The sequence below is a fragment of the Pseudomonas sp. AAC genome, assembly GCF_000725445.1.
GTDB classification, from domain to species: domain Bacteria; phylum Pseudomonadota; class Gammaproteobacteria; order Pseudomonadales; family Pseudomonadaceae; genus Pseudomonas; species Pseudomonas citronellolis.
In genome coordinates this window covers 514341-539395 of the sequence record NZ_KL647098.1, presented here as the reverse complement: position 1 = coordinate 539395, position 25055 = coordinate 514341, and the positions used below count along the sequence as shown (strand labels likewise).

The window sequence follows — 25055 nt, the reverse complement described above, 5'->3', positions numbered from 1 at the left end:
ACGATTGACCGCGCGAACGCCACGGCGCCCCCGGCAGGGGGCGCCCGGGGGCGGCTCGCGCCTGCGAAACCCTGATCGAGCGAAGAACCATGACAGCCAGGATCACCGAATCACCCCGCGAGCGCGCCGAACAGGACAGCGACCGCCAGGAAACCCACGAATGGCTCGACGCCCTGGAGGCCGTGGCGCGCAGCGCCGGCGGCGAGCGCGTCGACTTCCTCCTGCAGCGCCTGGCCGAGCATGCCAGCCACCTGGGCGTGCGCCCCTCGGCGCACCCCTATTCGCTGTACCAGAACAGCATCCCCCTGGAGCAGCAGCCGGCCTTCCCCGGCGACCTGGCCATGGAGGAGCGCATCACCTCGATCATCCGCTGGAACGCCCTGGCCATGGTGGCGCGGGCCAACAAGGCCTACGGCGAGCTGGGCGGCCACATCGCCAGCTACGCCTCGGCGGCGGAGATCTTCGAGGTCGGCTTCAACCACTTCTTCCGCGCCGACAGCGCCGCCGGCAAGGGCGACCTGGTGTACTTCCAGCCGCACTCGGCGCCCGGCGTCTACGCCCGCGCCTTCCTCGAAGGGCGCCTGGGCGAGGAACAGCTGCAGCGCTACCGCCAGGAAGTGGACGGCGGCGGCCTGTGTTCCTACCCGCACCCCTGGCTGATGCCGGACTTCTGGCAGTTCCCCACCGGCTCCATGGGCATCGGCCCGATCAGCGCCATCTACCAGGCGCGCTTCCTCCGCTACCTGGAGCACCGCGGCATCGCCGACACCGCCCAGCGCCATGTCTGGGGCGTGTTCGGCGACGGCGAGATGGACGAGCCGGAATCCCTCGCCGCGCTGTCCCTGGCCGCCCGCGAGAAGCTCGACAACCTGACCTTCGTGATCAACTGCAACCTGCAGCGCCTGGACGGCCCGGTGCGCGGCAACGGGCAGATCATCCAGGAACTGGAAGCGCTGTTCAGCGGCGCCGGCTGGAACGTGATCAAGGTGATCTGGGGCTCGGACTGGGACGCGCTGTTCGCCCGCGACCGCAACCACGTGCTGCTGCGCCGCTTCGCCCACACCGTGGACGGCCAGTACCAGACCCTCGGCGCCAACGACGGCAACTACAACCGCGCGCACTTCTTCGACCTCGACCCGGAACTGCAGGCGCTGGTCTCGCACATGAGCCCCGAGGAGATCGACGGCCTGCGCCGCGGCGGCCACGACTTCCGCAAGCTGCACGCCGCCTTCGCCGCCGCCAAGGCGCACGACGGCCGGCCGACGGTGATCCTGGCCAAGACCAAGAAGGGCTTCGGCATGGGCCAGGCCGGCGAGTCGCGCAACACCTCGCACCAGCAGAAGAAACTCGACATCGACGCGCTCAAGGCCTTCCGCGACCGCTTCGCCCTGCCGCTGGACGACGCCGCCCTGGAAGAAATGCGCTTCTACAAGCCGGCCGAGGACAGCGCCGAGCTGCGCTACCTGCGCGAGCGCCGCGAGGCCCTGGGCGGCTACCTGCCGCGCCGCGTCGGCCAGGCCGAACCCCTGGCGCTGCCGGCGCTGGAGAGCTACGCGCAGTTCGCCCTGCAACCGGACGAGCGCGAAAGCTCGACCACCACCGCGGTGGTGCGGCTGTTCTCCAACCTGCTCAAGGACAAGCAACTGGGCCCGCGCATCGTGCCGATCGTCGCCGACGAGGCGCGCACCTTCGGCATGGCCAACCTGTTCCGCCAGATCGGCATCTACTCGCCGGCCGGCCAGCTCTACGAGCCGGAAGACGCCGGGGCGATGCTCTACTACAAGGAAGCGCGCGACGGCCAGCTGCTGGAAGAGGGCATCACCGAGGCCGGGGCGATCTCCTCCTGGGTCGCGGCGGCCACCTCCTACAGCGTCAACGGCGTGGCCATGCTGCCGTTCTACATCTACTACTCGATGTTCGGCTTCCAGCGCATCGGCGACCTCATCTGGGCCGCCGCCGACCAGCGCGCCCGCGGCTTCCTGATCGGCGCCACGGCCGGGCGCACCACCCTGGCCGGCGAGGGCCTGCAGCACCAGGACGGCACCAGCCAGCTGATCGCCTCCACCGTGCCCAACTGCCGCGCCTACGACCCGGCCTTCGCCAGCGAGGCGGCGGTGATCATCGACCACGGCGGCCGGCGCATGCTCCAGGAGCAGCACGACGAGTTCTACTACCTGACGGTGACCAACGAGAACTACGTGCAGGCGCCGCTGGACGCCGCGCAACACGCCGACGTGATCAAGGGCATGCGCCTGTTCGGCAGCCGTGGCGAGGGCAAGCCAGCGGTCCGCCTGCTCGGCTCCGGGGCCATCCTGCGCGAGGTCATCGGCGCCGCCGAACTGCTCGCCGAAGAGTGGGGCGTGGCCAGCGAGATCTGGAGCGTCACCAGCTTCTCCGAACTGGCCCGCGAGGCCCGCGAGGTCGAGCGCGAGCAACTGTTCGGCGACGACAGCGAGGCGCGCAGCCACCTGCAAACCTGCCTGCCCGGCGCAGTGCCGGTGGTGGCCGCCAGCGACTACGTGCGCGGCTACGCGCAGCTGATCGCGCCCTACCTGCGGGCGCCGTACACCGCCCTGGGCACCGACGGCTTCGGCCGCAGCGACACCCGCCCGGCGCTGCGCCGCTTCTTCGAGCTGGACCGCCAGCACATCGCCCTGGCGGCGCTGGCCGGCATCGACCGCGACAAGCATGCCCAGGCCCGCGCGCGCTACGCCATCGACGGCGCCGCCGGCGCCCCCTGGAACCGTTGAGGAGTGAACGCCATGCAACAACTGATGGTTCCCGATATCGGTGACTTCAAGGACCTGCCGGTGGTGGAGGTGCTGATCAAGGCCGGCGATGTGGTCGCCGTGGAACAGCCGCTGATCGTCCTCGAATCCGACAAGGCGGTGATGGACGTGCCCAGCACCCTGTCCTGCACCATTCACGAAGTGCTGATCAAGCCGGGCGACAAGGTCTCCCGGGGCAGCGTGATCGCCCATATCGAACCGGCCGGGGAGGGCGCCACCGCGCCTGTGGTCGCCGAAGCTGCGCCTGCGATTCCCGAGGCCGCGCCCGTCGTGGCGAAAGCCGAACCGGTGGCCGCCGCTCCCGCGCCCGGCGTGCAAGCTGCGCCGGCGCCCGCCGCTGAAGAAGTCCGCAAACCGCAACTGGCCCTGGCCGGCCCGGCGGTGCGCAAGCTGGCCCGCGAACTGGCGGTGGACCTCGACCAGGTGCCGGCCAGCGGCCCCAACGGCCGGGTGCTGCGCGAGGACGTGCTGGCCTTCGTCAAGGCCCAGCGCGAGCAACCGATGGCCGCCGCCAAACTCGGCGGCGGGCTCGACCTGCTGCCCTGGCCGCAGGTGGACTTCGCCCAGTTCGGCCACGTCGAGCGCCGCACGCTGTCGCGCATCAAGCGCATCTCGGCGGCCAACCTGCACCGCAACTGGGTGAGCATCCCCCACGTCACCAACCACAGCCAGGCCGACGTCACCGAGCTGGAAGCGCTGCGCGTGCAGCTCAACGGCGAGGCGCGCGAAGGGCAGGCCAAGGTCACCCTGCTGGCCTTCCTGATCAAGGCCTGCGTGGCGGCGCTGCAACGCTTCCCGCAGTTCAACGTGAGCCTGGAGGGCGACGAAGTGGTGCAGAAGCACTACTTCCACATCGGCTTCGCCGCCGACACCCCCAACGGCCTGGTGGTGCCGGTGATCCGCGATGCCGAGCGCAAGGGCATCGCCGCGCTGGCACAGGAAATGGCCGAGCTCTCGCAACTGGCCCGCGCCGGCAAGCTGAGCCCGGCGCAGATGCAGGGCGGCTGTTTCTCCATCTCGTCCCTGGGCGGCATCGGCGGCGGCCACTTCACCCCGATCATCAACGCGCCGGAAGTGGCGATCCTCGGCGTCGGCCGCGCCGAGCTGCAACCGCGCTGGAACGGCAGCGCCTTCGAACCGCGCCTGCAACTGCCGCTGTCGCTGTCCTGGGACCACCGCGCGGTGGACGGCGCCGAGGCCGGGCGCTTCCTCGCCTACCTGGCGACCCTGCTCGGCGACTTCCGCCGGGTGCTGGTCTGAGTACGACAACAAGGAGAACCGAGATGACTGCTTCCCAAGCCACGCCCGCCGAACGCATCGTGCCGATGAAAATGGCCCACCTGGTGTTCCGCTGCGCCGACCGCAAGGCCATGGTCGACTGGTACCGCAAGCTGTTCCAGGCCGAACTGGTGTTCGAGGACGACATCCTCACCTTCATCACCTACGACGACGAGCACCACCGCCTGGCCTTCTTCAACATGCCGCACCTGCCGCCGAAGTCCGACGAGGTCACCGGCGTGCACCACATCGCCTACAGCTACGCCAGCATCGCCGACCTGCTCAACACCTACCTGCGCCTGAAGGAAGAGGGCATCCGCCCCTACTGGTGCATCAACCACGGGCCGACCACCTCGCTGTACTTCCGCGACCCGGAAGGCAACGACATCGAGCTGCAGGTGGACAACTTCGTCGAGGCCGCCGACGCCGCGGCCTTCTTCCACAGCGAAACCTTCGCCAACGACCCCATCGGCCTGGAGTTCGACCCCGACGCCATGGTCGAGCTGTGGCGCAGCGGCGCCAGCGACGCCGAGCTCTGCCGGCTGGGCACCGCCGCCACCGGCACCCGCACCGTACTGGGATAAGGAAACGACCATGAAACTCTGCACCTTCAAGACCCCCGGCGGCCTGGTGGGCGTCGGCATCGTCAGCGGCGAGGGCATCATCCGCGTCGCCGACCACCTGTCCGCCGCGCCGCGCGACATGGCCGGGCTGATCGGCGAATGGCAGCTCTGGCAGGAGCCGCTGCAGCGCTTGGCGCAGCTGCAGAAGGCGGACTTCGCCCTCGATGAGGTGACTCTCCTGGCCCCGGTGCCGCGCCCGGGCAAGATCCTCGGCATCGGCCTGAACTACGCCGACCACGTCGCCGAGTCGGGCATGGCCACGCCGGCCGACCAGCTGTGGTTCGCCATGATGAACACCGCGGCCAACGGCCCCTACGCGCCCATCGACCTGCCGCGGGTGTCGGAGCAGCTGGACTACGAGGCCGAGATGGTCTTCGTGATCGGCAAGCGCTGCCGCCACGTCAGCCGCGAGCAGGCGCGCGAAGCGATCTTCGGCTACTGCGTGGGCAACGACGTCAGCGTGCGCGACTGGCAACTGCGCACCTCGCAGTTCGTGCTCGGCAAGTCGTTCGACGGCCACGCGCCCTTCGGCCCCTGGCTGGTCACCCCGGACGAGCTGGGCAACCCGCACGAACTGGGCATCCGCTGCTTCATCAACGACGAGAAGCGCCAGGACTCCAACACCCGCGAGCTGATCTTCGACTGCTACCAGCAGGTGGAGCACCTGTCCAAGGTGATGACCCTGGAGCCGGGCGACGTGATCTTCAGCGGCACCCCCGGCGGCGTCGGCGTGGGCTTCAAGCCGCCGCGCTGGCTGCGCGAGGGCGACCGGGTACGGGTGGAGATCGACGGCCTGGGCGCCATCGAGAATATCGTCCGCGCCGAGCGCGCGGCAGGAGACGGCCATGCACGCTGAAGCCATCCAGCAGGAAATCCTGCGTCTAGAGAGCGAGCGCTGCCGCGCCCTGGTGCAGCGCGACCTGCAAACCCTGGCGGCGCTGATGGACGACGCCCTGGTGCACGTCCACGCCACCGGCAAGGTGGACGACAAGGAGCAGTACCTGGAAATGGTCGCCAGGCACATCGACTTCCTCAGCGTCGAGCGCAGCGACATGCGCGTGCGCGTGTTCGGCGACACCGCCATCGCCAGCGGCCGCCTGGAGCAGGCCATCGTCCTGCGCGAGAGCGGCGAGGAGCGGCTGATGAAGGCCTACACCACCCAGGTGTGGCTGCGCGGGGAGGACGGCTGGCGCCAGTGCGCCTTCCAGGCCACCAACCTCTGACGGAGACCGATGCAAGTTCGCGGGCCGGCGACGGCCCGCGCCGGCAGGGACGCCGGAACCCACCCCACTGACAGAACAACAACAAGAGTCCACTTCCATGAACAACATCCGGGTGAAAGCGCTGGGTGCGGTGCTGGCCGCCTTCGCGATAATCGATTGCCACGCCGAGCCGGCCGGCGAGCCCGCCGAAGGCACGCTGTTCCGCAGCCTGTTCGGCGACGGCCTGCAACGCGACTACGGCATCACCACCTCCTTCCTGCTCGACATCGGCTACTCCCGCAACAACCGCTCCACCCACGACGAGCGCCGCGACGGCCTCAGCAACCTCCCCATCACCGGTTTTTCCGACGAAGGCTTCGAGCTGGGCAGCCTGCACCTGTTCGTCGACAAGCCGCTGAAGGCCAACTTCATCCCGCGCATCACCCCGCTGCCGGGCCCGGCTCCCGAGCAGGCGGATTTCGGTTTCACCTTCGAAGCCCTGTACGGGCGCAACGCCCAGTTCTCCCGGGCCTTCGGCTGGGACATGCACTGGGACGTCAATTCGCCCGGCGACGACGACACCGAGAAGGCCCGGCGCGACAGGCAGAACTTCGTCTCCATGCCCAACCTGGCCGCTACCGCCTACCTGCCCTATGGGCAGGGCTTCACCGTCATGGCGGGCATCTTCGGCCCGGCCTTCGGCTACGAGATTCCGCCGAACATCCGCCTGGCCCGCAACCCCTTCGCCAGCCGGACCTACGCCTTCGTCAGCAACCTGGTGACGGTCAGCGGCGTGATGCTGGGCACCCGCCTGCTCGACAGTCCGCATGGGCTGCTGGGGGTGGAACTCGGCGTGGCCCAGGGCTGGAGCAACCTGCGCGACAACAACGACGACAAGGCGCTGTTCGGTGCGCTGCGCTGGCGCACGCCCGACATGCAGACCTGGGTCGACTACGAGTTCATGCTGGGCAACCAGCAGAACGACAGCGTCAAGGACGTCCAGGCGCCGACCTCGCGGCTGATCTCCCCGGACGGCCAGCTCCGGCAGCAGCATTCGCTGAACGGCTGGCACCGCTTCGACGAGCGCTGGTCGATGGGCGCGGAGCTGGTCTACGGCCGCCAGGACGGCGACGGCAAGCCATCGACCGTGGACATCATCACCGGGCCGGGCTTCGATGGCGCCCATTGGTGGGGCGTCAACGCGGTGGTCACCTACCAGGTCAGGCCCGACCTGTCGTTCTCGGTGCGCGGCGAGCATTTCAGCGACCCGGACGGCTTCACGCTGTTCCCCACCACCACCGCCCGCGGGGACTTCAACGCCATCACCAGCGGCTTCCGCTACGAAGTCAGCAAGAACCTCTCGCTGCGCCCGGAGCTGCGCTATGACTGGTTCGACGCCCGCGAACACGATCGCCCGTTCGGCAACGGCCGGGACCGCGACCAGTTGACGGCGATGGTGGAAGCGCTCCTGTACTTCTGACGATCAATGAAAAAAGCCCTGGCAGCCCAAGCTGCCAGGGCTTTTCTGCCGGCCCGGGACCTATGCGCGGGCGGCGCAGCGCCTGGCGAACGCCAGTTGCTGCAACTGGAAGGCCTCGCCCGAGCGGTGGAAATCGATGCAGTGGCCGGCGTCCCTGAACAGCGCCGCATCCATCTCCGGGCAGTTGACGAAGGCATCGGCGAAACGCTGGATGGTCGCCTCGTCCACCGGCCACAGCTGTTCGAACTCGGGCTGCCGGTAGTGCACCGGCACCTTGACCTGCGCAGCCAGCCGGCCGACCTGCTTCGGCCAGTGCATGCCGATGTCGATCAGTTCGCTGCGCGGGGCAGGGGCGCTCGCTCCGTAGCTGGCCTGCGGCATGACGCCTTGCTCGTAGGTGCCCGACGGGCCGAAGAAGAACCCGTCCATCGCCTCCGGCGGCACGCTGACCAGGGCCTGTTCCGCGGGCACCTGGTTCCACTTGTCCTTGGAGGCCGGCACCGGGTCGAGCCCGACGCCGGAGATGGCGATGCCCAGCAGCGGCCAGGACGGTTGGCGCGCGGCGATGGCGATGGTGATGGCCCCGCCGATCGAGTGGCCGACCAGGACGATGCCGCAGGCCTTGTGCGAATAGCTGTGCCACAGGCCATGGATGGCCGAGTCGAGAATCTCCGCGTTGTCCATGATGCTTGGCGCGTTGGCGGCGTAGTCCGCGCTCAGGCCGTAGCCCGGACGGTCGATGGCGAAGATCGGCAGCTGTTGCGCCTGCGCCCGGTCCAGCAGCGAATAGCCCGCCACGTCGAAGTAGCGGGAGGAATAGGTGCCGCCGTGGATGGCGATGATCAGCGGATGCCGGTCCGGGCTTTCGGCCTCCGGTATCCGTCCGCGGCCGGACAGCGTGACGCCCAGCCCGCGGAAGACATAGTCCTGCTTGCACATGGTTTTTCGCTCCTCTTCTTGTTGTTGTGGTTTTCCGATCCTTTGGCGCCGGGCGAAGGCTAGGCGGCGAGCCAGGCCTGGGCCGCCTGCCGCATGGAGCGTTCCAGCTCGCTGCCGCGGGTGGCGAAGGTCCGGCCCAGCGGGAAGCCGCTTTTCTCCAGCAGGTAGGCCAGGGGCGCATACTCGCGCGGATAGCGCTCCAGCACCTGCGCCTCGACCGCCACCGGCCCGCGCGGGAAGCTGAAGCCGCCCATGTCGTAGATGCTCTGGCGCTTGAGCAGCTTCCACTGGCCGTCGCGTTTTTCCGCCAGGTCGTAGAAGCGGTTGTGCACGCTGCAGCCCAGGCCCAGGCGCACGTTCTCGGCGACTATCACCGCGTTGGTCTCGACGATGGCGCGTTCGCCGTTCATCTCCACCACCGGGGTGCCGATCAGGTGCTTGGTGCGCAGGTCGGAGGCGCCCATGCGCCGCGAGCCTTCGATGAAGTCGGAGAAGGGGCCTTCGAACCAGGTGACCTCGATCACCCCGTCCGGGTGGAACAGCCCGGCCAGGCGCTCCCATTGGCCGAGGTCGCGGTGGATCCAGCCGGTGATCAGGTCGGTGATCTGCAGACGGTCTTCCAGGTAACTGTGCATGGCGTGTTCTCTTGCTTGTGGGAAATCGCTTCAGCATCTTCCCGCGCGGTAGCGAACTCAAATAGATTGATCTGAACGATCAATCACTAATTATGAAGGATATGCCCATGGACCTGCGTCACCTGCGCTACTTCCTCGCCGTCGCCGAGGAAGGCCATTTCGGCCGCGCCGCCCAGCGCCTGCACATCGTGCAGTCGGCGCTGAGCATGCAGATACGCGCCCTGGAAGAGGAACTCGGCGGCCCGCTGTTCGTGCGCACCAGCCGCCGGGTGGAACTGACCGAGGCCGGGCGGATGCTGCGTGGCGAGGCCGAACGCACCCTGGCCCAGGCTGAACACGCCCAGCGCACGGTGCAGCGGGCGCTGCGCGGGGAGATGGGCACGGTGCGCATCGGCTTCGCCGGCAACGCCGTGTTCAGCGGCCGGCTGATGGCGGACGTGCGGGCCTTCCACGCCGTCTACCCGGAGGCCGAGGTGGTGCTGCGCGAACTGGCGCCGCACCTGCAGGTCGAGGCGATCCAGGCCGGCCAGCTGGATATCGGCTACGCCCCCAGCCACGGCGGGCAGATCGTCGACGACTCGCTGTGCTTCGAGCGCATCGGCACCTGGCCGCTGCTGGTGGCCATGCCCGACAGCCATCCGCTGGTCGATGCCCAGCCGCTGCAGGTGTCGATGCTCGGCGCGGAACCGCTGATCGTCTATGCCGCCCACGGCGCCGACGAGAACATGCTCGGCGGCCTGCGCCGGGCGCTGGGGCGCGAGCCCAAGGTGCACCGCACCAGCAGCACCCTCAGCGTGCTGGCGCTGGTGGCCGCCGGCATGGGCGTGGCGCTGGTGCCCGAGCCGCTGCTGCAGGTGCACATCCCGGGGGTGGCCTACCGCCGGCTCGGCGGCATGGAACCGCAGGCCGACCTGCTGCTGGTCAGCCGCAACGAGGAAACCGGCGGCGCCGTGCGCGCCTTCCTGGGCATCGCCCGCCAGGGGCTGGCCGGCGAGTGAGTCCGGGGCCGGTTAGCCCTTCAACGCCTCATGGGCCAGCACGCTGCGGGTGGTGGTCTCGTAGTGCTGCGCCAGCAGCGCGCAGGCCTTGTCCACGTCGCGCGCCAGGGCGGCGTCGAGCAGTTCGCGGTGTTCGCCGGGGACGTCGCGGCTGGCGCTGTCGTTGTAGTGCACCGAGAGCATGCGGTAGCGCGCGGTCTGGTCGCGCAGCATGTGCGACAGGCGCCGCAGCCAGGGCGAGCGGCAGTTGGCGATCAGCGCCTCGTGGAAGGCCTCGTGGGCGTTCTCCCATTCCGGCTTCATCAGCCGTTCCGGGCCTTCGACGATGGGCAGGCGGTCCAGGCGGTGGTGGGCGGCGATCAGCCGGCTTTCCCACTCCAGGTCGCCGTTGCGGATGGACTCGGCCAGGGCCTGGCATTCGATGAGCAGGCGGGTGTGGGTGATGTCGCGGATTTCCTCCGCGGAGATGCGCCCGACGCTGAAACCCTTCTGGTCCTCGGCGCTGACGAAACCACTGGCGGCCAGGCGCGACAGCGCCTCGCGCAGGGGGATGACGCCGGCGTCGTAGTGCTCGGCCAGCTCCTTCAGGCGCAGGCGGCTGCCCGGCGCCAGGCGGCCGTTGATGATGTCTTCGCGGACCCTGGCCTCCAGTTGCGAGGCCATGGTGCGCTTTTCCGAGACTTCGGGCTGCTGTGCCCAGCGTTCGGCTCGGTTCATGGGCTTTACCACGGGTGATGACGGATGAGGCAGATGATACACATGGCGGCCTTTTATCGATAATTCTGAAAAAATATATTTTATCGTTGACGGCATATTTTCCTCGGATTAGCTTAGGGCCCATACCGCACTGCCTGGCGGTCGTCACGAACCACAACAAGAGGTCAGCTCCATGCGCTACGTTCGCTTCACTCACCAAGGCCGCCCGGTACTGGGCGTGCGTACTGCCGAAGGCGTCCGGGTCCTCGGCGAGGAAACCCTGGAGTCGCTGCTGGAGCGCGGCGTGGACCTGGCCACCTACGGCGCCGAGGCGCAGGGGCCGCTGGTGCAGATCGGCGAGCAGGACTACCTGCCGCTGATGAAGAAGCCCGGCAAGATCGTCTGCGTTGGCCTGAACTACGCCGACCACACCAAGGAATCGCCCTACGCCCAGCCGGACTACCCGACGCTGTTCCCGCGCTTCAACAGCAGCCTGATCGCCCACAACCAGCCGCTGGTGCGCCCGCGCATCTCCGACACCCTGGACTACGAGGGCGAGATGGCCGTGGTGCTCAAGAGCGGCGGCCGGCACATTGCCAAGGAGCAGGCGCTGCAGCACGTGGCCGGCTACGCGCTGTTCAACGAGGGCTCGGTGCGCGAGTACCAGTTCAAGTCGCCGCAGTGGACCGTGGGCAAGAACTTCGACGACACCGGCGCCTTCGGCCCGGACCTTGTGACCGCCGACGAACTGCCGGCCGGCGGCAAGGGCCTGCTGCTGCAGACCCGCGTCAACGGCAAGGTGGTGCAATCGGCCAACACCGAGGACATGCTGTTCGACGTGGCCACCATCATCTCCACCCTCAGCGAGGCGGTGACCCTCGAAGCGGGCGACGTGATCGTCAGCGGCACCCCGGCCGGCGTCGGCTTCGGCATGGACCCGAAGGTCTACCTGAAGGCCGGCGACGTGGTGGAAGTGTCCATCGAAGGCATCGGCACCCTGGTCAACCCGGTGGTGGACGAAGCCTGACCCCGGGCATTCCCGGCCAGATCGAAGCCTCCCGCTCCGAGGCTTCGACGACAAGAACAACAAACGGAGGCGATCATGACTGTCACTCCCCGCAGTGTGCATTCGATCGATCATTACGCGCTGTTCGTGCCCTCGCTGGCCGAGGCGCGGACCTTCTTCGCCAGCTTCGGCCTGGAAGTCGGCGAAACCGCGGATGCCCTGGAACTGCGCGCCGCCGACGGCCACCGCTGGGCGCGGATGCTGCAGGGCCCGCGCAAGAGCCTGGCCTACCTGAGCTTCAACTGCTTCGCCGAGGACTACGAGGCCCTGCGCCAGCAGGCCGAGGTCGCCGGCGCGCGCTTCGAGGCCGGCGACGGCGAGGGTTTCTGGTTCCGCGACCCCGACGGCAACCTGCTGCAGGTCAGGGTCGGCGCCAAGCACATGCCCGACAGCAAGCACGCCGCGGCGCCGGTACGGCCCGCCGTGCGCGGCGTCGGCACCCGCGACGAAGTGGCCCGGGTACGCCCGCGGCGGCTGTCCCACGTGCTGCTGTTCAGCCCCGACGTGCCCCAGGCCGTCACCTTCTACGAGCGGGCCCTGGGCCTGCGGCTGTCCGACCATTCCCAGGACATCATCGCCTTCACCCACGCCCCGCACGGCTGCGACCACCACCTGGTGGCCTTCTGCAAGAGCGGCGCCAAGGGCTTCCACCACGCCGCCTGGGAGGTCGACGGCGTCGACGAGGTCGGCAACGGCGCCGAGCAGATGGCCAACGCCGGCTACCGCGAGGGCTGGGGCACCGGGCGGCACTGCCTGGGCTCCAACTACTTCCACTACGTCCGCGACCCCTGGGGCTCGTTCTGCGAGTACTCGGCGGACATGGACTTCATCGACGCCGGCAGCCAGTGGCCGGCCGGCGACTTCCCGCCCGAGAACTCGCTGTACCTCTGGGGCCCCAGCGTCCCCGAGTACTTCGTCGTCAACACCGAGACGGACAGCGCGCCGGCCAAAAGCTAGCGCCCCCAGCGACGCAGGCCGCTCCCCGGTCCCTAGCACTTTCCTGCCGCGCAGGGAGGCGGGGAGCGGCTTGCCCAAAACCCACCCGGTTTCAGGTCAGCACAGATGAACGAAAACAAGATCCATGACGTGGCCATCGTCGGCTACGGCCCGGTCGGCCAGACCCTCGCCATCCTCCTCGGCAACCTGGGCTACAGCGTCGCCGTGTACGAGCGCTGGCAGTCCCTCTACCCGCTGCCGCGCGCGGTGTTCCACGACCACGAGATCCGCCGCGTATTCCGCATGATGGGCCTGGAAGAGGAGCTGCAGGAGATTTCCCAGCCCTCGGCCTGCTACCAGTGGTTCAACGCCGACTGGAAGGTGCTGGTGGAAATCGACTGGTCGGCCGAGTCGATCAGCGACGGCCCCTTCGGCTACCTGTTCAACCAGCCGGGCCTGGAGGCCATCCTCGACCGCCGGGCCAAGGCCATCGCCAACGTCGAGGTCCACCAGGGCTGGGAAGTGCTGGGGCTGAGCCAGGACGCGCAGGGTTGCGAGCTGCGCATGCAACGCACCCAGCGCGGCGACGCGGCGCAGGCCACCGAGCAGTGCAGCGTGCGCGCCCGCTACGTGATCGGCGCCGACGGCGCCAACAGCGTGGTGCGCCGCGAATGTGGCATCGACTGGCAGGACCTGGGCTTCCAGGAAGACTGGCTGGTGGTCGACCTGCAGCCCAAGCCCGGCGTCGAGCTGGATGTGCCGGACATCGGCCAGTGGTGCAACCCGGCGCGGCCGACCACCATGGTCCCCGGCGGCCCCGGCTACCGCCGCTGGGAATTCATGCGCCTGCCCCACGAGAGCATCGAGGACCTGCAGAGCACCGAGAAGGTCTGGGAACTGCTGGCGCCCTGGGTCACCCCGGACACCGCCAGCCTGGTGCGCCACGCCGTCTACCAGTTCCGCTCGCGCATCGCCCAGACCTGGCGCCACGGCCGCGTGCTGCTGGCCGGCGACGCCGCGCACCTGATGCCGCCGTTCATGGGCCAGGGCATGTGCTCGGGCATCCGCGATGCCTGGAACCTGTCCTGGCGCCTGGACCTGATCTTCCGCGGCATCTGCTCGGAGCAGCTGCTGGACAGCTACACCCTGGAGCGCAAGCCGCAGATCCGCGCGGTGATCGACGCCTCGGTGGAAATGGGCAAGGTGGTCTGCGTGGCCGACCCGCAGAAGGCCGCCGAGCGCGATGCCGCCTTCCTTTCCGGCCAGGTGCCGCCGCTGCCGCCGTTCCCCGGCCTGGTCGACGGCGTGGTGCACAAGGACGAACGCAACGGCCGCGCCCTGGGCCCGGCCGGCTGCCTGGGCGTACACGGCGAGATCGAGCGCGACGAGCGCCGCCAGCGCTACGACGACGCCTTCGGCCGCGGTTTCCACCTGGTGAGCATCGGCGACGACCCGCTGGCCGGGCTGGACGAGGCGCACAAGGCGCTGCTCGAACAGCTGGAAGTGAAGGCCGTGCGCCTGAGCGAGGATGGCGCGCCAGGCACCTGCCGCGACCTGTCCGGCAAGTACCACCAGTTCCTCCGCGCCGCCGGGCTGCAGGCGGTGCTGGTGCGCCCGGACTTCTACATCTACGGCGGCATCGGCCACGCCAGCGAACTGCCGCAACTGCTCGACGCGCTGCGCCGCGACCTGGCGCTGCAGCAGGGCCAGGGCGGCGCGCTGCGCGAGGCGCGGCGGCCGCTCGCCGCCCAGGTCTAGGTCCCTTCTGCCGCGGGGCACTCCCCCGCGGCACCCCTCTGAAAACAACAACAAGAGACAGAAGCATGCTCAACATCAAGGTGAAAACGCTTGGTACGGTCCTGGCCGCCCTGGCGATCGTCGAATGCCATGCCGCCGAGGCGCCGGCGCCGGGGGAGGGCGCTCTGTTCAAGGGCCTCTTCGGCGACAGCCTGGAGCGCGACTACGGCATTACGGTTTCCGGCCTGCTGGACATCGCCTACGCGCGCAACAACCGCTCCACCCACGACGAACGCGAGGACGGCCTGAGCAACCTGCCGCTCACCGGCATGTCCGACGAGGGCCTGGAGTGGGGCAGCCTGCACCTGTTCGTCGACAAGGCGCTCAAGGGCACCTTCGTGCCGCGCATCACCCCGTTGCCGGGGCCCAAGCCGGAGGACTTCGCCTTCGGTTTCACCTTCGAGGCCAACTACGGGCGCAACGCCCAGTTCGCCCGGACCTTCGGCTGGGACATGCACTGGAACATGAACGAGGACGACGCCGCCAAGGCGCAGAAGGACAAGGACCGCTTCCTCGCCATCCCCAACATCGCCGCCACCGCCTACGTGCCCTACGGCCCGGGCTTCAACTTCATGGCCGGGGTGTTCGGCCCGGCAATGGGCTACGAGATCCCGCCGAACATCCGCCAGGCGCGCAACCCCTTCGCCAGCAAGACCTACGCCTTCGTCAGCGAGCCGGGCACCGTCTCCGGGGTGCTGGTCGGCACCCGCCTGCTCAACGACGACAGCGGCATCCTCGGCCTGGAGCTGGGCGTGGTGCAGGGCTGGAACAACCTGCGCGACAACAACGACGGCAAGTCGCTGATGGGCGCCCTGCGCTGGCGCGCGCCGGACATGAACACCTGGCTCGACTACGAGTTCATCGTCGGCGACGAGCAGAACGACAGCTTCTCCGACGTGCAGGCGCCGACCGCGCGGCTGGTCGCCGACAGCGGCCAGCTCAAGCAGCAGCACTCGCTCAACGGCTGGCACAGGTTCGACGAGCGCTGGTCCATGGGCGCCGAGCTGGTCTACGGCCACCAGGCCGGCGACGGCAAGGCCTCCACCGTGGACGTGGTGAACGGCCCCGGCTTCGACGGCGCCCGCTGGTGGGGCGCCAATGCGGTAGTCACCTACCAGTACCGCCCGGACCTGTCCTTCTCCCTGCGCGGCGAGCATTTCAGCGACCCGGACGGCTTCATCCTGTTCCCCACCAGCACCGCCCGCGGCGACTACAACGCCCTCACCACCGGCCTGCGCTGGGACGTGACCGGCAACCTCTCGCTGCGCCCGGAGCTGCGCTACGACTGGTTCGACCCCCGCGACCACGACCGCCCCTACGGCAACGGCCGCGACCGCTCGCAACTCTCCACCATGGTCGAAGCGCTGTTCTACTTCTGACCGCCCGCCAACGTCCCGAGTACCCATGCCATGCACAACAACGACAACAAGTGGAATGCGCGCTACGAATACACGGCCGTGGCCATGCTCGCCCTGGGCTTCGGCCTGGTCGGCCTGGACCGCTTCATCATCCTGCCGCTGTTCCCGGTGATGATGAGCGAGCTGCACCTGGACTATCAGGACCTGGGCAACATCTCGGCGGTCCTCGCCATCGCCTGGGGGATTTCCTCGATCTTCATGGGCCGGCTGTCCGACCGCATCGGCCGGCGCAAGGTGCTGATCCCCGCGGTGCTGCTGTTCTCCCTGCTGGCCGGGCTGTCCGGGCTGGCCAACGGCGTCGCCGCGCTGCTGCTGATCCGCGCGGTGATGGGCGTCTCCGAGGGCGCCTTCACGCCCACCGCCATCGCCGCCACCGCGGAGTCCTCGCACCCGTCGCGGCGCGGGCTGAACATCGGCATCCAGCAGGCCTTCTTCCCGATCCTCGGCCTGGGCCTGGCGCCGATCCTCGCCACCCAGCTGCTGCTGGTGCTGCCGTCCTGGCGCTGGGTGTTCGTGGTGGTCTCGCTGCCCGGCTTCCTGCTCGCCTGGTTCATGTACCGCCGCCTGCGCGAGACCCGCGCGCCGGCGGCCGCCGAGGCGCCCCAGGAGCAGGGCCGCTGGCTGGACGCGCTGCGCTACCGCAACGTGCCGCTGAACATCCTCGGCATGTTCTGCATGCTCACCAGCCTGTTCGTGCTCAGCGTGATGATGCCCAACTACCTCACCGACTACCTGCACCTGGGCGTGCAGCAGATGGGCTTCGTCATGTCCGCCATCGGCCTGGGCGGCTTCATCGGCCAGCTGGTGCTGCCGGGGCTTTCCGACCGCCTGGGACGCAAGCCGGTGGTGCTGGGCAGCTTCGTCGCCACCGGCGCCTGCATCTGGCTGCTGATGCACACCGGGGCCGAGCCGCTGACGCTGTTCGCGCTGCTGTTCCTCACCACCTTCTTCAACTTCAGCATGATCTGCATGACCGTCGGCCCGCTCACCGGCGAGTCGGTGCCGCTGCCCCTGGTGTCCACCGCCACCGGGCTGGTGGTGGGCATCGGCGAGGTGTTCGGCGGCGGCGTGGCGCCGGCCCTGGCCGGCTACATCGCCCAGCACCATGGCATCCAGTACACCCTCTACCTGGCCCTGGGCGGCGTGGCGCTCGGCCTTGCCGCCGCCAGCCTGCTGCGCGAGACCGCGCCGCTGCGGCGCAAGGCGCCGGTCGGGCAGGCCGGAGACGTGGCCTGAAACCGCTGGCCGTTACCGCCGACAGGATGTCGGCAGGGCGGAGCCGGGCCCACCGTCCCGGCTTCGTCCGCGTCATGCGCGGGATGCGCATGCCATCGCCGGCGCCACCCGCGCCGGTCGATGTTCCTTCCCTCGCGCAGGGCCTGGGCGGCGCCGGTCACGAGCCGGCGCCGCCCGGTGCCACCTGATGTAGTATCGGCATTCCCACGCCCGCGACGACGAACCCTTCATGATCGACATCCACAACGTCACCGCCTTCCAGCAGCAGACCCGCGTGCTCGACGGCTTTTCCCTGCACATCGGCGATGGCGAGAAGGTCGCCATCCTCGGCCCCAACGGCGCCGGCAAGAGCACCCTGCTCAAGCTGATCAGCCGCGAGCTGTACCCGGTGGAGCGCGAGGGCAGCCACCTGCGGCTGTTCGGCAGCGACACCGTCAACCTCTGGGACCTGCGCAGCCGCATCGGCTTCATCTCCCAGGACCTGCAGGACGACTACACGCCCTACACCCAGGCCCTGGACGTGGTGGTCTCCGGCTTCTTCGGCTCGATCGGCGCCCACGGCCACCTGCAGCCCAGCGACGAGCAACTGGAGCAGGCCCGCGCGCTGCTGGCGGTGGTGGAGATGGCCGGCCACGAGCGGACCATGTTCCAGCGCCTGTCCACCGGGCAGAAGCGCCGCCTGCTGCTGGCCCGCGCGCTGGTCCACCGGCCGCGCGCGCTGATCCTCGACGAGCCGGCCAACGGCCTGGACATGGGCGCCAGCCTGGGCATGCTCAAGCTGCTGCGGCGCTTCTGCGGCGAGGCGCACGCCATGATCATCACCACCCACCACATCGACGAGGTCATCCCCGAGATCGAGCGCGTGGTGCTGCTGGACAAGGGCCGCGTCGTCGCCGACGGGCCCAAGGCCGAGGTGCTGACCAGCGCCCGGCTGTCCGACCTCTACCAGACCGAGCTGCGCATCGACGAGCAGGACGGCTGGTACCGCTGCTGGCACGCCTGAAGCCGGCATCCCGATTCCCCTGAACCTTCGGAGTAGAAAGCCAATGAAAGCCGCCATCGTCCATGCCTTCGACCAGCCGCCGCGCTACGGCGAGTTCGAGGCGCAGCCAGCCGCCGCCGGCGAGGTGCTGGTGCGCGTGCGCGCCGCCGCCCTCAGCCAACTGGTGCGCGCCCAGGCCAGCGGCAAGCACTACAGCAGCCCCCGGAGCCTGCCGGCGGTGCCCGGCGTCGATGGCGTGGGCCTGCTGGAAGACGGCACCCGCGTGTACTTCGCCTTCCCCCGCGCGCCCCACGGCGCCATGGCCGAGACCGTGGCGGTGGACGCGCGCTACTGCGTGGCGGTGCCCGACGGCATCGACGACATCACCGCCGCGGCCATCGCCAACCCCGGCATGTCGTCCTGGGCGGCGCTGCAGGAACGCGCGCACTTCAAGCCCGGCGAAAGCGTACTGGTCAACGGCGCCGCCGGCACCTCCGGGCGCCTGGCCATCCAGGTGGCCAGGCACCTGGGCGCCTCGCGGGTGGTCGCCACCGCGCGCAACCCGGCGGTGGAAGCGGAACTGCGCGCCCTCGGCGCGGACGACTTCATCCGCCTCGACCAGCCGGCCGAGCAACTGACCGCCGCCTTGCGCGAAGAAATCCAGGGCCGCGGCATCGACGTGGTCCTGGACTACCTGTGGGGCCCGCCGGCGGCCTGCATCCTCGACGCCGCGTCCAGCCACGGCAGCGGCGAGGCCTCGCCGCGCCTGCGCTTCGTCAACATCGGCTCGCTCGCCGGGGCGAGCCTGCCGCTGAACGCCGGCGCGCTGCGCAGCTCCGGCCTGGAACTGCTCGGCAGCGGCCTGGGCAGCGTGTCCAACGAAGGCCTGGTGCAGGTGATCGGCCAGTTGCTGCGGGCCATCGAGCCGGCCGGGCTGAAGGTGGACGCCGAGGCGGTGCCGCTGAGCGAGGTCGAGTCGGCCTGGCAGCGCAGCGCCGCCGAGCGCATCGTCTTCACCCTGTGATCGGCTAGCCGCGGGGGAGGCATACCATGCTTCCCGGTAACCTGTAGGAGCGGGCCCTGCCCGCGATTTCGCGCGCAGGGCGCGCTCCTACATTGGAATGGCGAGGGTGGGCAGTGTAGGAGCGGATCTCATCCGCGAATCGCGCCGGGACGACCGGCTATCGCGGACAAGGTCCGCTCCTACGACGGAGGTTCCCGGGAGCGTAGGGCGAATAACCGTTCGCGGTTATCCGCCGATACGCCGAGGCCATGGCCGTATGCCCAGGCCAACCCTGGAGCGTCGTAGGATGGCGTTGAGCGAAGCGATACCCATCGCCACGGCCGCATGGGTTTCGCAAAGGCTCAACCCATCCTACGAAAAGCGTTTCGGCGCAGCCGGCAAGACAGCTGCTCCTGCGACGGAGGCTTCCGGGAGCGTAGGGCGAATAACCGTTCGCGGTTATCCGCCGATACACCGAGGCCATGGCCGTGTGCCCAGGCCAACCCTGGAGCGTCGTAGGATGGCGTTGAGCGAAGCGATACCCATCGCCACGGCCGCATGGGTTTCGCCAAGGCTCAACCCATCCTACGAAAAGCGTTTCGGCGTAGTCGGCAAGACTGTGATCAGCGCTTCCCATCGGCAGGCACGTACACCACCCCGGCCATCAGCCGGCGCCAGGCACGTCTACGCCAGGCGGCACTTCTTCATCGACGAGGACAGCCGGGCGATCGCCAAGGTCGACCAGTACGACAACCGCTGCGAGCTGCGACGGGTTTGACCTCTTGCACTTTTTAAGGTAATCACCTTAGGCGTGGGGCCCGTTGCGCCGTCCGCCGTGCCTTTGCGCATGGCCCGGGTGCGCAGCGGCGCCGTATGGCGAACGATCCTGAGGAGGATGCCGCGTTGTCGAAACTGGCCAGCTATTACAACAACAAGATCGCCGTGGTCACCGGCGCCGGCTCGGGTATCGGCCGGGCCATCGCCCAGCGCCTGGGCGCGCTGGGCGCCCGGGTGTACTGCACCGACGTCGATGGCGCGGCGGCGCAGCGCGTCGCCGAGGGGTTGTCCAATGCCGCCGGCGAGGCGCTGGACGTCACCGACGCCGCGGCGCTGGCGGCCTTCGCCGAGCGCGTGTATGCCCGCGAGGGCAGGGTGGACCTGCTGTTCAACAATGCCGGCGTCGGCCATGCCGGGCGGGTGGAGGACACCGAGCTGTCCGACTGGCGCTGGGTCTTCGAGGTCAACCTGATGGGCGTGGTGCACGGCATCCACGCCTTTCTGCCGCGCATGCTGGCGCAGCCCGGGCGCGGGCACATCGTCAACACCGCCTCCGGCGCCGGGCTGATCCCGATGCCGCGCACCGCGCCCTACTGCGCCTCCAAACACGCGGTGGTCGGGCTGTCGCAGTCGCTGGCGGCGGAACTGGCCGGGCGCAACGTCGACGTCACCATCCTCTGCCCGGGCACCATCGACACCGCCATCATCCGCAACACCCGCATGCGCGGGGCCGGCGCCGAGCAGCGGCAGTCGCGGGCCGTCGAGTACTACGCGCGGCGCGGCGTGTCGCCCGACCGGGTGGCGGCGGACGTGCTCACGGACATCAGCAAGGGGCGGCTGTTCTGCGTCACCCCGCGCAGCGAGGTGGGCGTCGGCTGGCTGCTGCAGCGCCTGTCGCCGCGGCTGATGCAGCGGATCATGCGGGCGCGCATGGACAAGGTCGAGGCGGCGGACTGAGACGCCGGGCGCGGGGCCGGCGAGCGGCCCCGCGCGTCACTCAGCGTCGTAGGATGGGTTGAGCGAAGCGATACCCATCGCCACGACCGCATGGGTTTCGCCAAGGCTCAACCCATCCTACGAAAAGCGCTTCGGCGCAGCCGGCAAGACAGCTGCTCCTACGACGGAGGCTCCCGGGAGCGTAGGGCGAATAACCGTTCGCGGTTATCCGCCGATACACCGAGGCCATGGCCGTGTGCCCAGGCCAATCCTGGAGCGTCGTGGGATGGGTTGAGCGAAGCGATACCCATCGCCACGACCGCATGGGTTTCGCCAAGGCTCAACCCATCCTACGAAAAGCGCTTCGGCGCAGCCGGCAAGACAGCTGCTCCTACGACGGAGGCTCCCGGAAGCGTAGGGCGAATAACCGTTCGCGGTTATCCGCCGATACACCGAGGCCATGGCCGTGTGCCCAGACCAACCCTGGAGCGTCGTAGGATGGCGTTGAGCGAAGCGATACCCATCGCCACGACCGCATGGGTTTCGCCAAGGCTCAACCCATCCTACGAAAAGCGTTTCGGCGCAGCCGGCAAGACAGCTGCTCCTGCGACGGAGGCTCCCGGGAGCGTAGGGCGAATAACCGTTCGCGGTTATCCGCCGATACACCGAGGCCATGGCCGTGTGCCCAGGCCAATCCTGGAGCGTCGTGGGATGGGTTGAGCGAAGCGATACCCATCGCCACGGCCGCATGGGTTTCGCCAAGGCTCAACCCATCCTACGAAAAGCGTTTCGGCGTAGTCGGCAAGACTGTGATCAGCGCTTCCCATCGGCAGGCACGTACACCACCCCGGCCATCAGCCGGCGCCAGGCACGTCTACGCCAGGCGGCACTTCTTAATCGACGAGGACAGCCGGGCAATCGCCAAGGTCGACCAGTACGACAACCGCGGCGAGCTGCGGCGGGTTTGACCTCTTGCACTTTTTAAGGTAATCACCTTAGGCGTGGGGCTCGTTGCGCCGCCCGCCGTGCCTTTGCGCATGGCCGGGGTGTGCGCAGCGGCGCCGTATGGCGAACGATCCTGAGGAGGATGCCGCGTTGTCGAAACTGGCCAGCTATTACAACAACAAGATCGCCGTGGTCACCGGCGCCGGCTCGGGTATCGGCCGGGCCATTGCCCAGCATCTGGGCGCGCTGGGCGCCCGGGTGTACTGCACCGACGTCGATGGCGCGGCGGCGCAGCGCGTCGCCGAGGGGTTGTCCAATGCCGCCGGCGAGGCGCTGGACGTCACCGACGCCGCGGCGCTGGCGGCCTTCGCCGAGCGCGTGTATGCCCGCGAGGGCAGGGTGGACCTGCTGTTCAACAATGCCGGCGTCGGCCATGCCGGGCGGGTGGAGGACACCGAGCTGGCCGACTGGCGCTGGGTCTTCGAGGTCAACCTGATGGGCGTGGTGCACGGCATCCACGCCTTCCTGCCGCGCATGCTGGCGCAGCCCGGGCGCGGGCACATCGTCAACACCGCCTCCGGCGCCGGGCTGATCCCGATGCCGCGCACCGCGCCCTATTGCGCCTCCAAGCACGCGGTGGTGGGGCTGTCGCAGTCGCTGGCGGCGGAGCTGGCCGGGCGCAACGTCGACGTCACCATCCTCTGCCCGGGCACCATCGACACCGCCATCATCCGCAACACCCGCATGCGCGGGGCCGGCGCCGAGCAGCGGCAGTCGCGGGCCGTCGAGTACTACGCGCGGCGTGGCGTGTCGCCCGACCGGGTGGCGGCGGACGTGCTCACGGACATCAGCAAGGGGCGGCTGTTCTGCGTCACTCCGCGCAGCGAGGTGGGCGTCGGCTGGCTGCTGCAGCGCCTGTCGCCGCGGCTGATGCAGCGGATCATGCGGGCGCGCATGGACAAGGTGGAGGCGGCGGACTGAGACGCCGGGCGCGGGGCCGGCGAGCGGCCCCGCGCGTCACTCGGCCTGCTCGCCGGCGGCCGCGCGGACGTCGCGCGAGCGCACCAGGTAGGGCTCGAACAGCGCCGCCATCTGGTTGTAGCCCCAGTTCAGATGCTTGCGGGTGACGCGCACGATGCCGTGCCGCGAGTGCAGGTATTCGATCCAGTAGGTGGAGACGATCCAGGCGTTCTCCAGCAGCGCCTCCACCTGTTCCTCGCGCAGGTTCATGCGCCCGCTGCCGATCATCGCCAGCAGCTTGGCGCGGCCGTGGGCCTGGACCTCGTCGGAGAGCGTCTGCAGGCGCGGGCGCAGGCTGGGGTCGAGGGCGAACAGGGTCATGCTGTCGCGGTAGAAGAAGCGCCATTCCCACATCAGCTGGAACCACAGGTGCAGGTCGTCCTGCTGCGAGGCCACGCGCAGCTGCTCGGCGGCGAACTGCTCGAACAGCTCGCTGACGATGTCGGCCTTCTTCTTGAAGTAGTAGTACAGGTTGCCCTCGTTGATGCCCACCGCCTCGGCGATGGCCGCGGTGGTCACGGCGGCCACGCCGCTGGTGTTGAACAGCTTGCGGCACGTGACCAGGATGCGCTCCCGGGTGTTCTGGCGCTTCATGGGCTTCACCTGTTCGGCGGTTGACATTGTAAGGTGTTCACCTTAGATTCGGTTTTAAGGTGCCTACCTTAAAGCAGGCGCCGGAGTTTTTGCATCTTAGCGACGCTTCACCGCATAAAAAAGCATCCCCCGGCGGCGCCGGGGGTACGACAACAGCGTGGAGATCCAGATGTCGGTCGAGCATTTCGATGTACTGGTGGTGGGCGCCGGGCTGTCCGGCATAGGCGCCGGCTACCACCTGAAGACGCGTTGCCCGGAGCGCAGCCTGGCGATCCTGGAGGCGCGCGAATCCATCGGCGGCACCTGGGACCTGTTCCGCTACCCCGGCGTGCGCTCGGACTCGGACATGTTCACCCTGGGCTATGCCTTCCGCCCCTGGAAGGCCGGCAAGGCCATCGCCGACGGCGCCAGCATCCTCGAATACATCCGCGACACCGCGCGGGAGTTCGGCATCGACCGGCACATCCGCTTCGGCCACCGCATCGTCTCGGCGGCCTGGTCGTCGCAGCATGCGCTGTGGCAGCTGCAGGTCGAGGTGGGCGGCCAGCTGCGCGGCTTCACCTGCAACTTCCTCTACCTGTGCAGCGGCTACTACCGCTACGACGCCGGCCACCTGCCGGCGTTCCCCGGCATCGAGCGCTTCAAGGGGCGCCTGGTGCACCCCCAGCAGTGGCCGCAGGACCTCGACTACCAGGGCAAGCGCATCGTGGTGGTGGGCAGCGGCGCCACCGCCGTGACCCTGGTGCCGAGCCTGGCCGGCGAGGCGGCTCACGTCACCATGCTGCAGCGCTCGCCTTCCTACGTACTGTCGCTGCCGGACGCCGACGCGCTGGCCGATGTCCTGCGCAAGCTGCTGCCGGAGAAACTGGCGCACAAGCTGGTGCGCGCCAAGAACGTGCTGCTGAGCATGTTCCTCTACCGCCTCTGCCGGCACCGCCCGAACCTGGCCAAGCGCCTGATCCGCAGCGGCATGCGCCGCTACCTGGGCGAGGGCTTTCCCCTCGACCCGCACTTCGCGCCCAGCTACCAGCCCTGGGACCAGCGCCTGTGCCTGGTGCCCAACGGCGACCTGTTCCGCGCCCTGCGCAAGGGCAGCGCCTCCATCGTCACCGACCGCATCGAGGGTTTCAGCGAGCACGGCGTGCGCCTGGCTTCGGGCCAGGAGCTGGCGGCGGACATCCTGGTCGCCGCCACCGGCCTGGAGCTGGTGCCTTGCGGCGGCATCCGCTTCGAGGTCGACGGGCGCCCGGTCGCGGTGGGCGACACCTACAGCTACAAGGGCCTGATGATGTCCGGGCTGCCCAACGCGGCGGTCTGCGTCGGCTACACCCACCTGTCCTGGACGCTGCGCGCGGACCTCGCCTCCCTCTACGTCTGCCGCCTGCTGCGCTACATGGCGCGCAAGGGCTACAGCCACTGCGTAGCCCAGGCGGACGACCCGCGGATGCCCGCCGCGCCGCTGCTGGACCTGCAGTCCGGCTACATCCTGCGCGCCGCGCCGCTGTTCCCCAAGCAGGGCCCGGGCGCGCCCTGGCGGCAGAAGCAGAGCTACCTGGGCGACCTGCTGGACATGCGTTTCGGTCGCCTGGCCCAGCGCAACCTGAAGTTCCACCGCGCCACGCCGGCCGGGGAGGCCCTGCAACCCGGCACCTGAGCCGCGCCGCTGCAGCTTCCCGTGACGATGACCAGGGCCGGCGCCACAGCC

At 69.1% G+C, this 25055-nt stretch carries 22 protein-coding genes and 1 pseudogene; 19 read left to right on the top strand and 4 right to left on the bottom strand.

Translation table 11 applies throughout. The annotated features are described in order from the left end of the window. The first annotated feature begins 89 nt into the window (after window positions 1-89). The 6 genes from mdeB to FG99_RS19940 all read left to right on the top strand — a co-directional run bounded on the left by mdeB (window position 90) and on the right by FG99_RS19940 (window position 7372). Window positions 90-2750, top strand: coding sequence for an alpha-ketoglutarate dehydrogenase (gene mdeB / locus FG99_RS19965; protein ID WP_043272028.1), 2661 nt, complete (start codon window positions 90-92; stop codon window positions 2748-2750). Window positions 2751-2762: 12 nt separating this feature from the next. Then, window positions 2763-4049: a dihydrolipoyllysine-residue acetyltransferase gene (gene aceF / locus FG99_RS19960; RefSeq protein ID WP_051879089.1), complete on the top strand. Its 1287-nt coding sequence runs from the start codon at window positions 2763-2765 to the stop codon at window positions 4047-4049. A gap of 23 nt (window positions 4050-4072) precedes the next feature. Next, window positions 4073-4651 carry a VOC family protein gene (locus tag FG99_RS19955; RefSeq protein ID WP_043272027.1) on the top strand — a complete coding sequence of 193 codons (579 nt, stop codon included), beginning with the start codon at window positions 4073-4075 and terminating at the stop codon, window positions 4649-4651. Window positions 4652-4661: 10 nt separating this feature from the next. Then, window positions 4662-5546, top strand: coding sequence for a fumarylacetoacetate hydrolase family protein (locus tag FG99_RS19950; RefSeq protein WP_043272026.1), 885 nt, complete (start codon window positions 4662-4664; stop codon window positions 5544-5546). Further along, window positions 5536-5913 (top strand): nuclear transport factor 2 family protein, encoded by a 378-nt coding sequence (locus FG99_RS19945; protein WP_043272025.1) that lies wholly within the window; start codon window positions 5536-5538, stop codon window positions 5911-5913. The genes FG99_RS19950 and FG99_RS19945 overlap by 11 nt, the downstream gene beginning before the upstream one ends. Before the next feature lie 97 nt (window positions 5914-6010). Next, a complete protein-coding gene (locus FG99_RS19940) occupies window positions 6011-7372 on the top strand; it encodes an outer membrane beta-barrel protein (protein WP_043272024.1) in 1362 nt (453 codons plus the stop codon). 60 nt (window positions 7373-7432) lie between these two features. On the opposite strand, the gene FG99_RS19935 is transcribed toward FG99_RS19940, so the two are convergent. Together FG99_RS19935 and FG99_RS19930 are read right to left on the bottom strand one after the other, a co-directional pair. Continuing rightward, window positions 7433-8311 carry an alpha/beta hydrolase gene (locus FG99_RS19935; RefSeq protein WP_043272023.1) on the bottom strand — a complete coding sequence of 293 codons (879 nt, stop codon included), beginning with the start codon at window positions 8309-8311 and terminating at the stop codon, window positions 7433-7435. A 59-nt stretch (window positions 8312-8370) separates the two neighbouring features. Continuing rightward, entirely contained in the window at window positions 8371-8946 is a 576-nt protein-coding gene (locus tag FG99_RS19930) for a nuclear transport factor 2 family protein (protein ID WP_009623091.1), read from the bottom strand. A 107-nt stretch (window positions 8947-9053) separates the two neighbouring features. On the opposite strand from FG99_RS19930, the gene FG99_RS19925 reads away from it, so the two are divergent. Beyond that, entirely contained in the window at window positions 9054-9944 is an 891-nt protein-coding gene (locus tag FG99_RS19925; protein ID WP_009623090.1) for a LysR substrate-binding domain-containing protein, read from the top strand. Window positions 9945-9956: 12 nt separating this feature from the next. On the opposite strand, the gene FG99_RS19920 is transcribed toward FG99_RS19925, so the two are convergent. Next, window positions 9957-10661 carry a GntR family transcriptional regulator gene (locus FG99_RS19920; protein WP_043272022.1) on the bottom strand — a complete coding sequence of 235 codons (705 nt, stop codon included), beginning with the start codon at window positions 10659-10661 and terminating at the stop codon, window positions 9957-9959. A 172-nt stretch (window positions 10662-10833) separates the two neighbouring features. Between FG99_RS19920 and FG99_RS19915 the strand changes: the two genes are divergently transcribed. From FG99_RS19915 to FG99_RS19870, 11 genes and pseudogenes are all read left to right on the top strand, one after another. After that, window positions 10834-11667, top strand: coding sequence for a fumarylacetoacetate hydrolase family protein (locus FG99_RS19915; protein WP_043272021.1), 834 nt, complete (start codon window positions 10834-10836; stop codon window positions 11665-11667). A 75-nt stretch (window positions 11668-11742) separates the two neighbouring features. Next, on the top strand, window positions 11743-12663 hold the full coding sequence (locus FG99_RS19910) for a VOC family protein (protein ID WP_043272020.1): 921 nt from the start codon (window positions 11743-11745) through the stop codon (window positions 12661-12663). A gap of 105 nt (window positions 12664-12768) precedes the next feature. Beyond that, window positions 12769-14400 (top strand): bifunctional 3-(3-hydroxy-phenyl)propionate/3-hydroxycinnamic acid hydroxylase MhpA, encoded by a 1632-nt coding sequence (locus tag FG99_RS19905; RefSeq protein ID WP_043272019.1) that lies wholly within the window; start codon window positions 12769-12771, stop codon window positions 14398-14400. Window positions 14401-14465: 65 nt separating this feature from the next. Further along, on the top strand, window positions 14466-15818 hold the full coding sequence (locus FG99_RS19900; protein WP_043272018.1) for an outer membrane beta-barrel protein: 1353 nt from the start codon (window positions 14466-14468) through the stop codon (window positions 15816-15818). 30 nt (window positions 15819-15848) lie between these two features. Beyond that, complete coding sequence (locus FG99_RS19895) at window positions 15849-17093, top strand: MFS transporter (RefSeq protein WP_043272017.1); 1245 nt, start codon at window positions 15849-15851, stop codon at window positions 17091-17093. A 229-nt stretch (window positions 17094-17322) separates the two neighbouring features. After that, window positions 17323-18096, top strand: a complete 774-nt coding sequence (locus tag FG99_RS19890; RefSeq protein ID WP_043272016.1) for an ABC transporter ATP-binding protein — start codon at window positions 17323-17325, stop codon at window positions 18094-18096. 43 nt (window positions 18097-18139) lie between these two features. Next, window positions 18140-19099, top strand: coding sequence for a quinone oxidoreductase family protein (locus FG99_RS19885; protein WP_043272015.1), 960 nt, complete (start codon window positions 18140-18142; stop codon window positions 19097-19099). A gap of 499 nt (window positions 19100-19598) precedes the next feature. Beyond that, the gene (locus FG99_RS33310) at window positions 19599-19856 is read left to right on the top strand and encodes a DUF1329 domain-containing protein (protein WP_043272014.1); all 258 of its coding nucleotides are present in this window, start codon (window positions 19599-19601) and stop codon (window positions 19854-19856) included. A 95-nt stretch (window positions 19857-19951) separates the two neighbouring features. Beyond that, complete coding sequence (locus tag FG99_RS19875) at window positions 19952-20812, top strand: SDR family NAD(P)-dependent oxidoreductase (RefSeq protein ID WP_081884678.1); 861 nt, start codon at window positions 19952-19954, stop codon at window positions 20810-20812. An 839-nt stretch (window positions 20813-21651) separates the two neighbouring features. After that, window positions 21652-21756 (top strand): annotated as a pseudogene (locus FG99_RS32925) (DUF1329 domain-containing protein); the annotation flags it as partial. A 100-nt stretch (window positions 21757-21856) separates the two neighbouring features. Further along, entirely contained in the window at window positions 21857-22717 is an 861-nt protein-coding gene (locus FG99_RS19870) for an SDR family NAD(P)-dependent oxidoreductase (RefSeq protein ID WP_081884676.1), read from the top strand. Window positions 22718-22753: 36 nt separating this feature from the next. Here FG99_RS19870 and FG99_RS19865 read toward each other — a convergent pair whose 3' ends face one another. Further along, window positions 22754-23350 carry a TetR/AcrR family transcriptional regulator gene (locus FG99_RS19865; protein ID WP_009623041.1) on the bottom strand — a complete coding sequence of 199 codons (597 nt, stop codon included), beginning with the start codon at window positions 23348-23350 and terminating at the stop codon, window positions 22754-22756. Between the two features lie 169 nt (window positions 23351-23519). On the opposite strand from FG99_RS19865, the gene FG99_RS19860 reads away from it, so the two are divergent. Continuing rightward, window positions 23520-25004 (top strand): flavin-containing monooxygenase, encoded by a 1485-nt coding sequence (locus FG99_RS19860; protein WP_043272013.1) that lies wholly within the window; start codon window positions 23520-23522, stop codon window positions 25002-25004. Window positions 25005-25055 lie beyond the last annotated feature (51 nt).

What these genes read in the sequence shown, in the direction of transcription:
- mdeB (WP_043272028.1), top strand. Translation starts at nt 90, where the DNA reads ATGACAGCCAGGATCACCGAATCACCCCGCGAGCGCGCCGAACAGGAC.
- aceF (WP_051879089.1), top strand. Translation starts at nt 2,763, where the DNA reads ATGCAACAACTGATGGTTCCCGATATCGGTGACTTCAAGGACCTGCCG.
- FG99_RS19955 (WP_043272027.1), top strand. Translation starts at nt 4,073, where the DNA reads ATGACTGCTTCCCAAGCCACGCCCGCCGAACGCATCGTGCCGATGAAA.
- FG99_RS19950 (WP_043272026.1), top strand. Translation starts at nt 4,662, where the DNA reads ATGAAACTCTGCACCTTCAAGACCCCCGGCGGCCTGGTGGGCGTCGGC.
- FG99_RS19945 (WP_043272025.1), top strand. Translation starts at nt 5,536, where the DNA reads ATGCACGCTGAAGCCATCCAGCAGGAAATCCTGCGTCTAGAGAGCGAG.
- FG99_RS19940 (WP_043272024.1), top strand. Translation starts at nt 6,011, where the DNA reads ATGAACAACATCCGGGTGAAAGCGCTGGGTGCGGTGCTGGCCGCCTTC.
- FG99_RS19935 (WP_043272023.1), bottom strand. Translation starts at nt 8,311, where the DNA reads ATGTGCAAGCAGGACTATGTCTTCCGCGGGCTGGGCGTCACGCTGTCC.
- FG99_RS19930 (WP_009623091.1), bottom strand. Translation starts at nt 8,946, where the DNA reads ATGCACAGTTACCTGGAAGACCGTCTGCAGATCACCGACCTGATCACC.
- FG99_RS19925 (WP_009623090.1), top strand. Translation starts at nt 9,054, where the DNA reads ATGGACCTGCGTCACCTGCGCTACTTCCTCGCCGTCGCCGAGGAAGGC.
- FG99_RS19920 (WP_043272022.1), bottom strand. Translation starts at nt 10,661, where the DNA reads ATGAACCGAGCCGAACGCTGGGCACAGCAGCCCGAAGTCTCGGAAAAG.
- FG99_RS19915 (WP_043272021.1), top strand. Translation starts at nt 10,834, where the DNA reads ATGCGCTACGTTCGCTTCACTCACCAAGGCCGCCCGGTACTGGGCGTG.
- FG99_RS19910 (WP_043272020.1), top strand. Translation starts at nt 11,743, where the DNA reads ATGACTGTCACTCCCCGCAGTGTGCATTCGATCGATCATTACGCGCTG.
- FG99_RS19905 (WP_043272019.1), top strand. Translation starts at nt 12,769, where the DNA reads ATGAACGAAAACAAGATCCATGACGTGGCCATCGTCGGCTACGGCCCG.
- FG99_RS19900 (WP_043272018.1), top strand. Translation starts at nt 14,466, where the DNA reads ATGCTCAACATCAAGGTGAAAACGCTTGGTACGGTCCTGGCCGCCCTG.
- FG99_RS19895 (WP_043272017.1), top strand. Translation starts at nt 15,849, where the DNA reads ATGCACAACAACGACAACAAGTGGAATGCGCGCTACGAATACACGGCC.
- FG99_RS19890 (WP_043272016.1), top strand. Translation starts at nt 17,323, where the DNA reads ATGATCGACATCCACAACGTCACCGCCTTCCAGCAGCAGACCCGCGTG.
- FG99_RS19885 (WP_043272015.1), top strand. Translation starts at nt 18,140, where the DNA reads ATGAAAGCCGCCATCGTCCATGCCTTCGACCAGCCGCCGCGCTACGGC.
- FG99_RS33310 (WP_043272014.1), top strand. Translation starts at nt 19,599, where the DNA reads ATGGCGTTGAGCGAAGCGATACCCATCGCCACGGCCGCATGGGTTTCG.
- FG99_RS19875 (WP_081884678.1), top strand. Translation starts at nt 19,952, where the DNA reads ATGGCGAACGATCCTGAGGAGGATGCCGCGTTGTCGAAACTGGCCAGC.
- FG99_RS19870 (WP_081884676.1), top strand. Translation starts at nt 21,857, where the DNA reads ATGGCGAACGATCCTGAGGAGGATGCCGCGTTGTCGAAACTGGCCAGC.
- FG99_RS19865 (WP_009623041.1), bottom strand. Translation starts at nt 23,350, where the DNA reads ATGAAGCGCCAGAACACCCGGGAGCGCATCCTGGTCACGTGCCGCAAG.
- FG99_RS19860 (WP_043272013.1), top strand. Translation starts at nt 23,520, where the DNA reads ATGTCGGTCGAGCATTTCGATGTACTGGTGGTGGGCGCCGGGCTGTCC.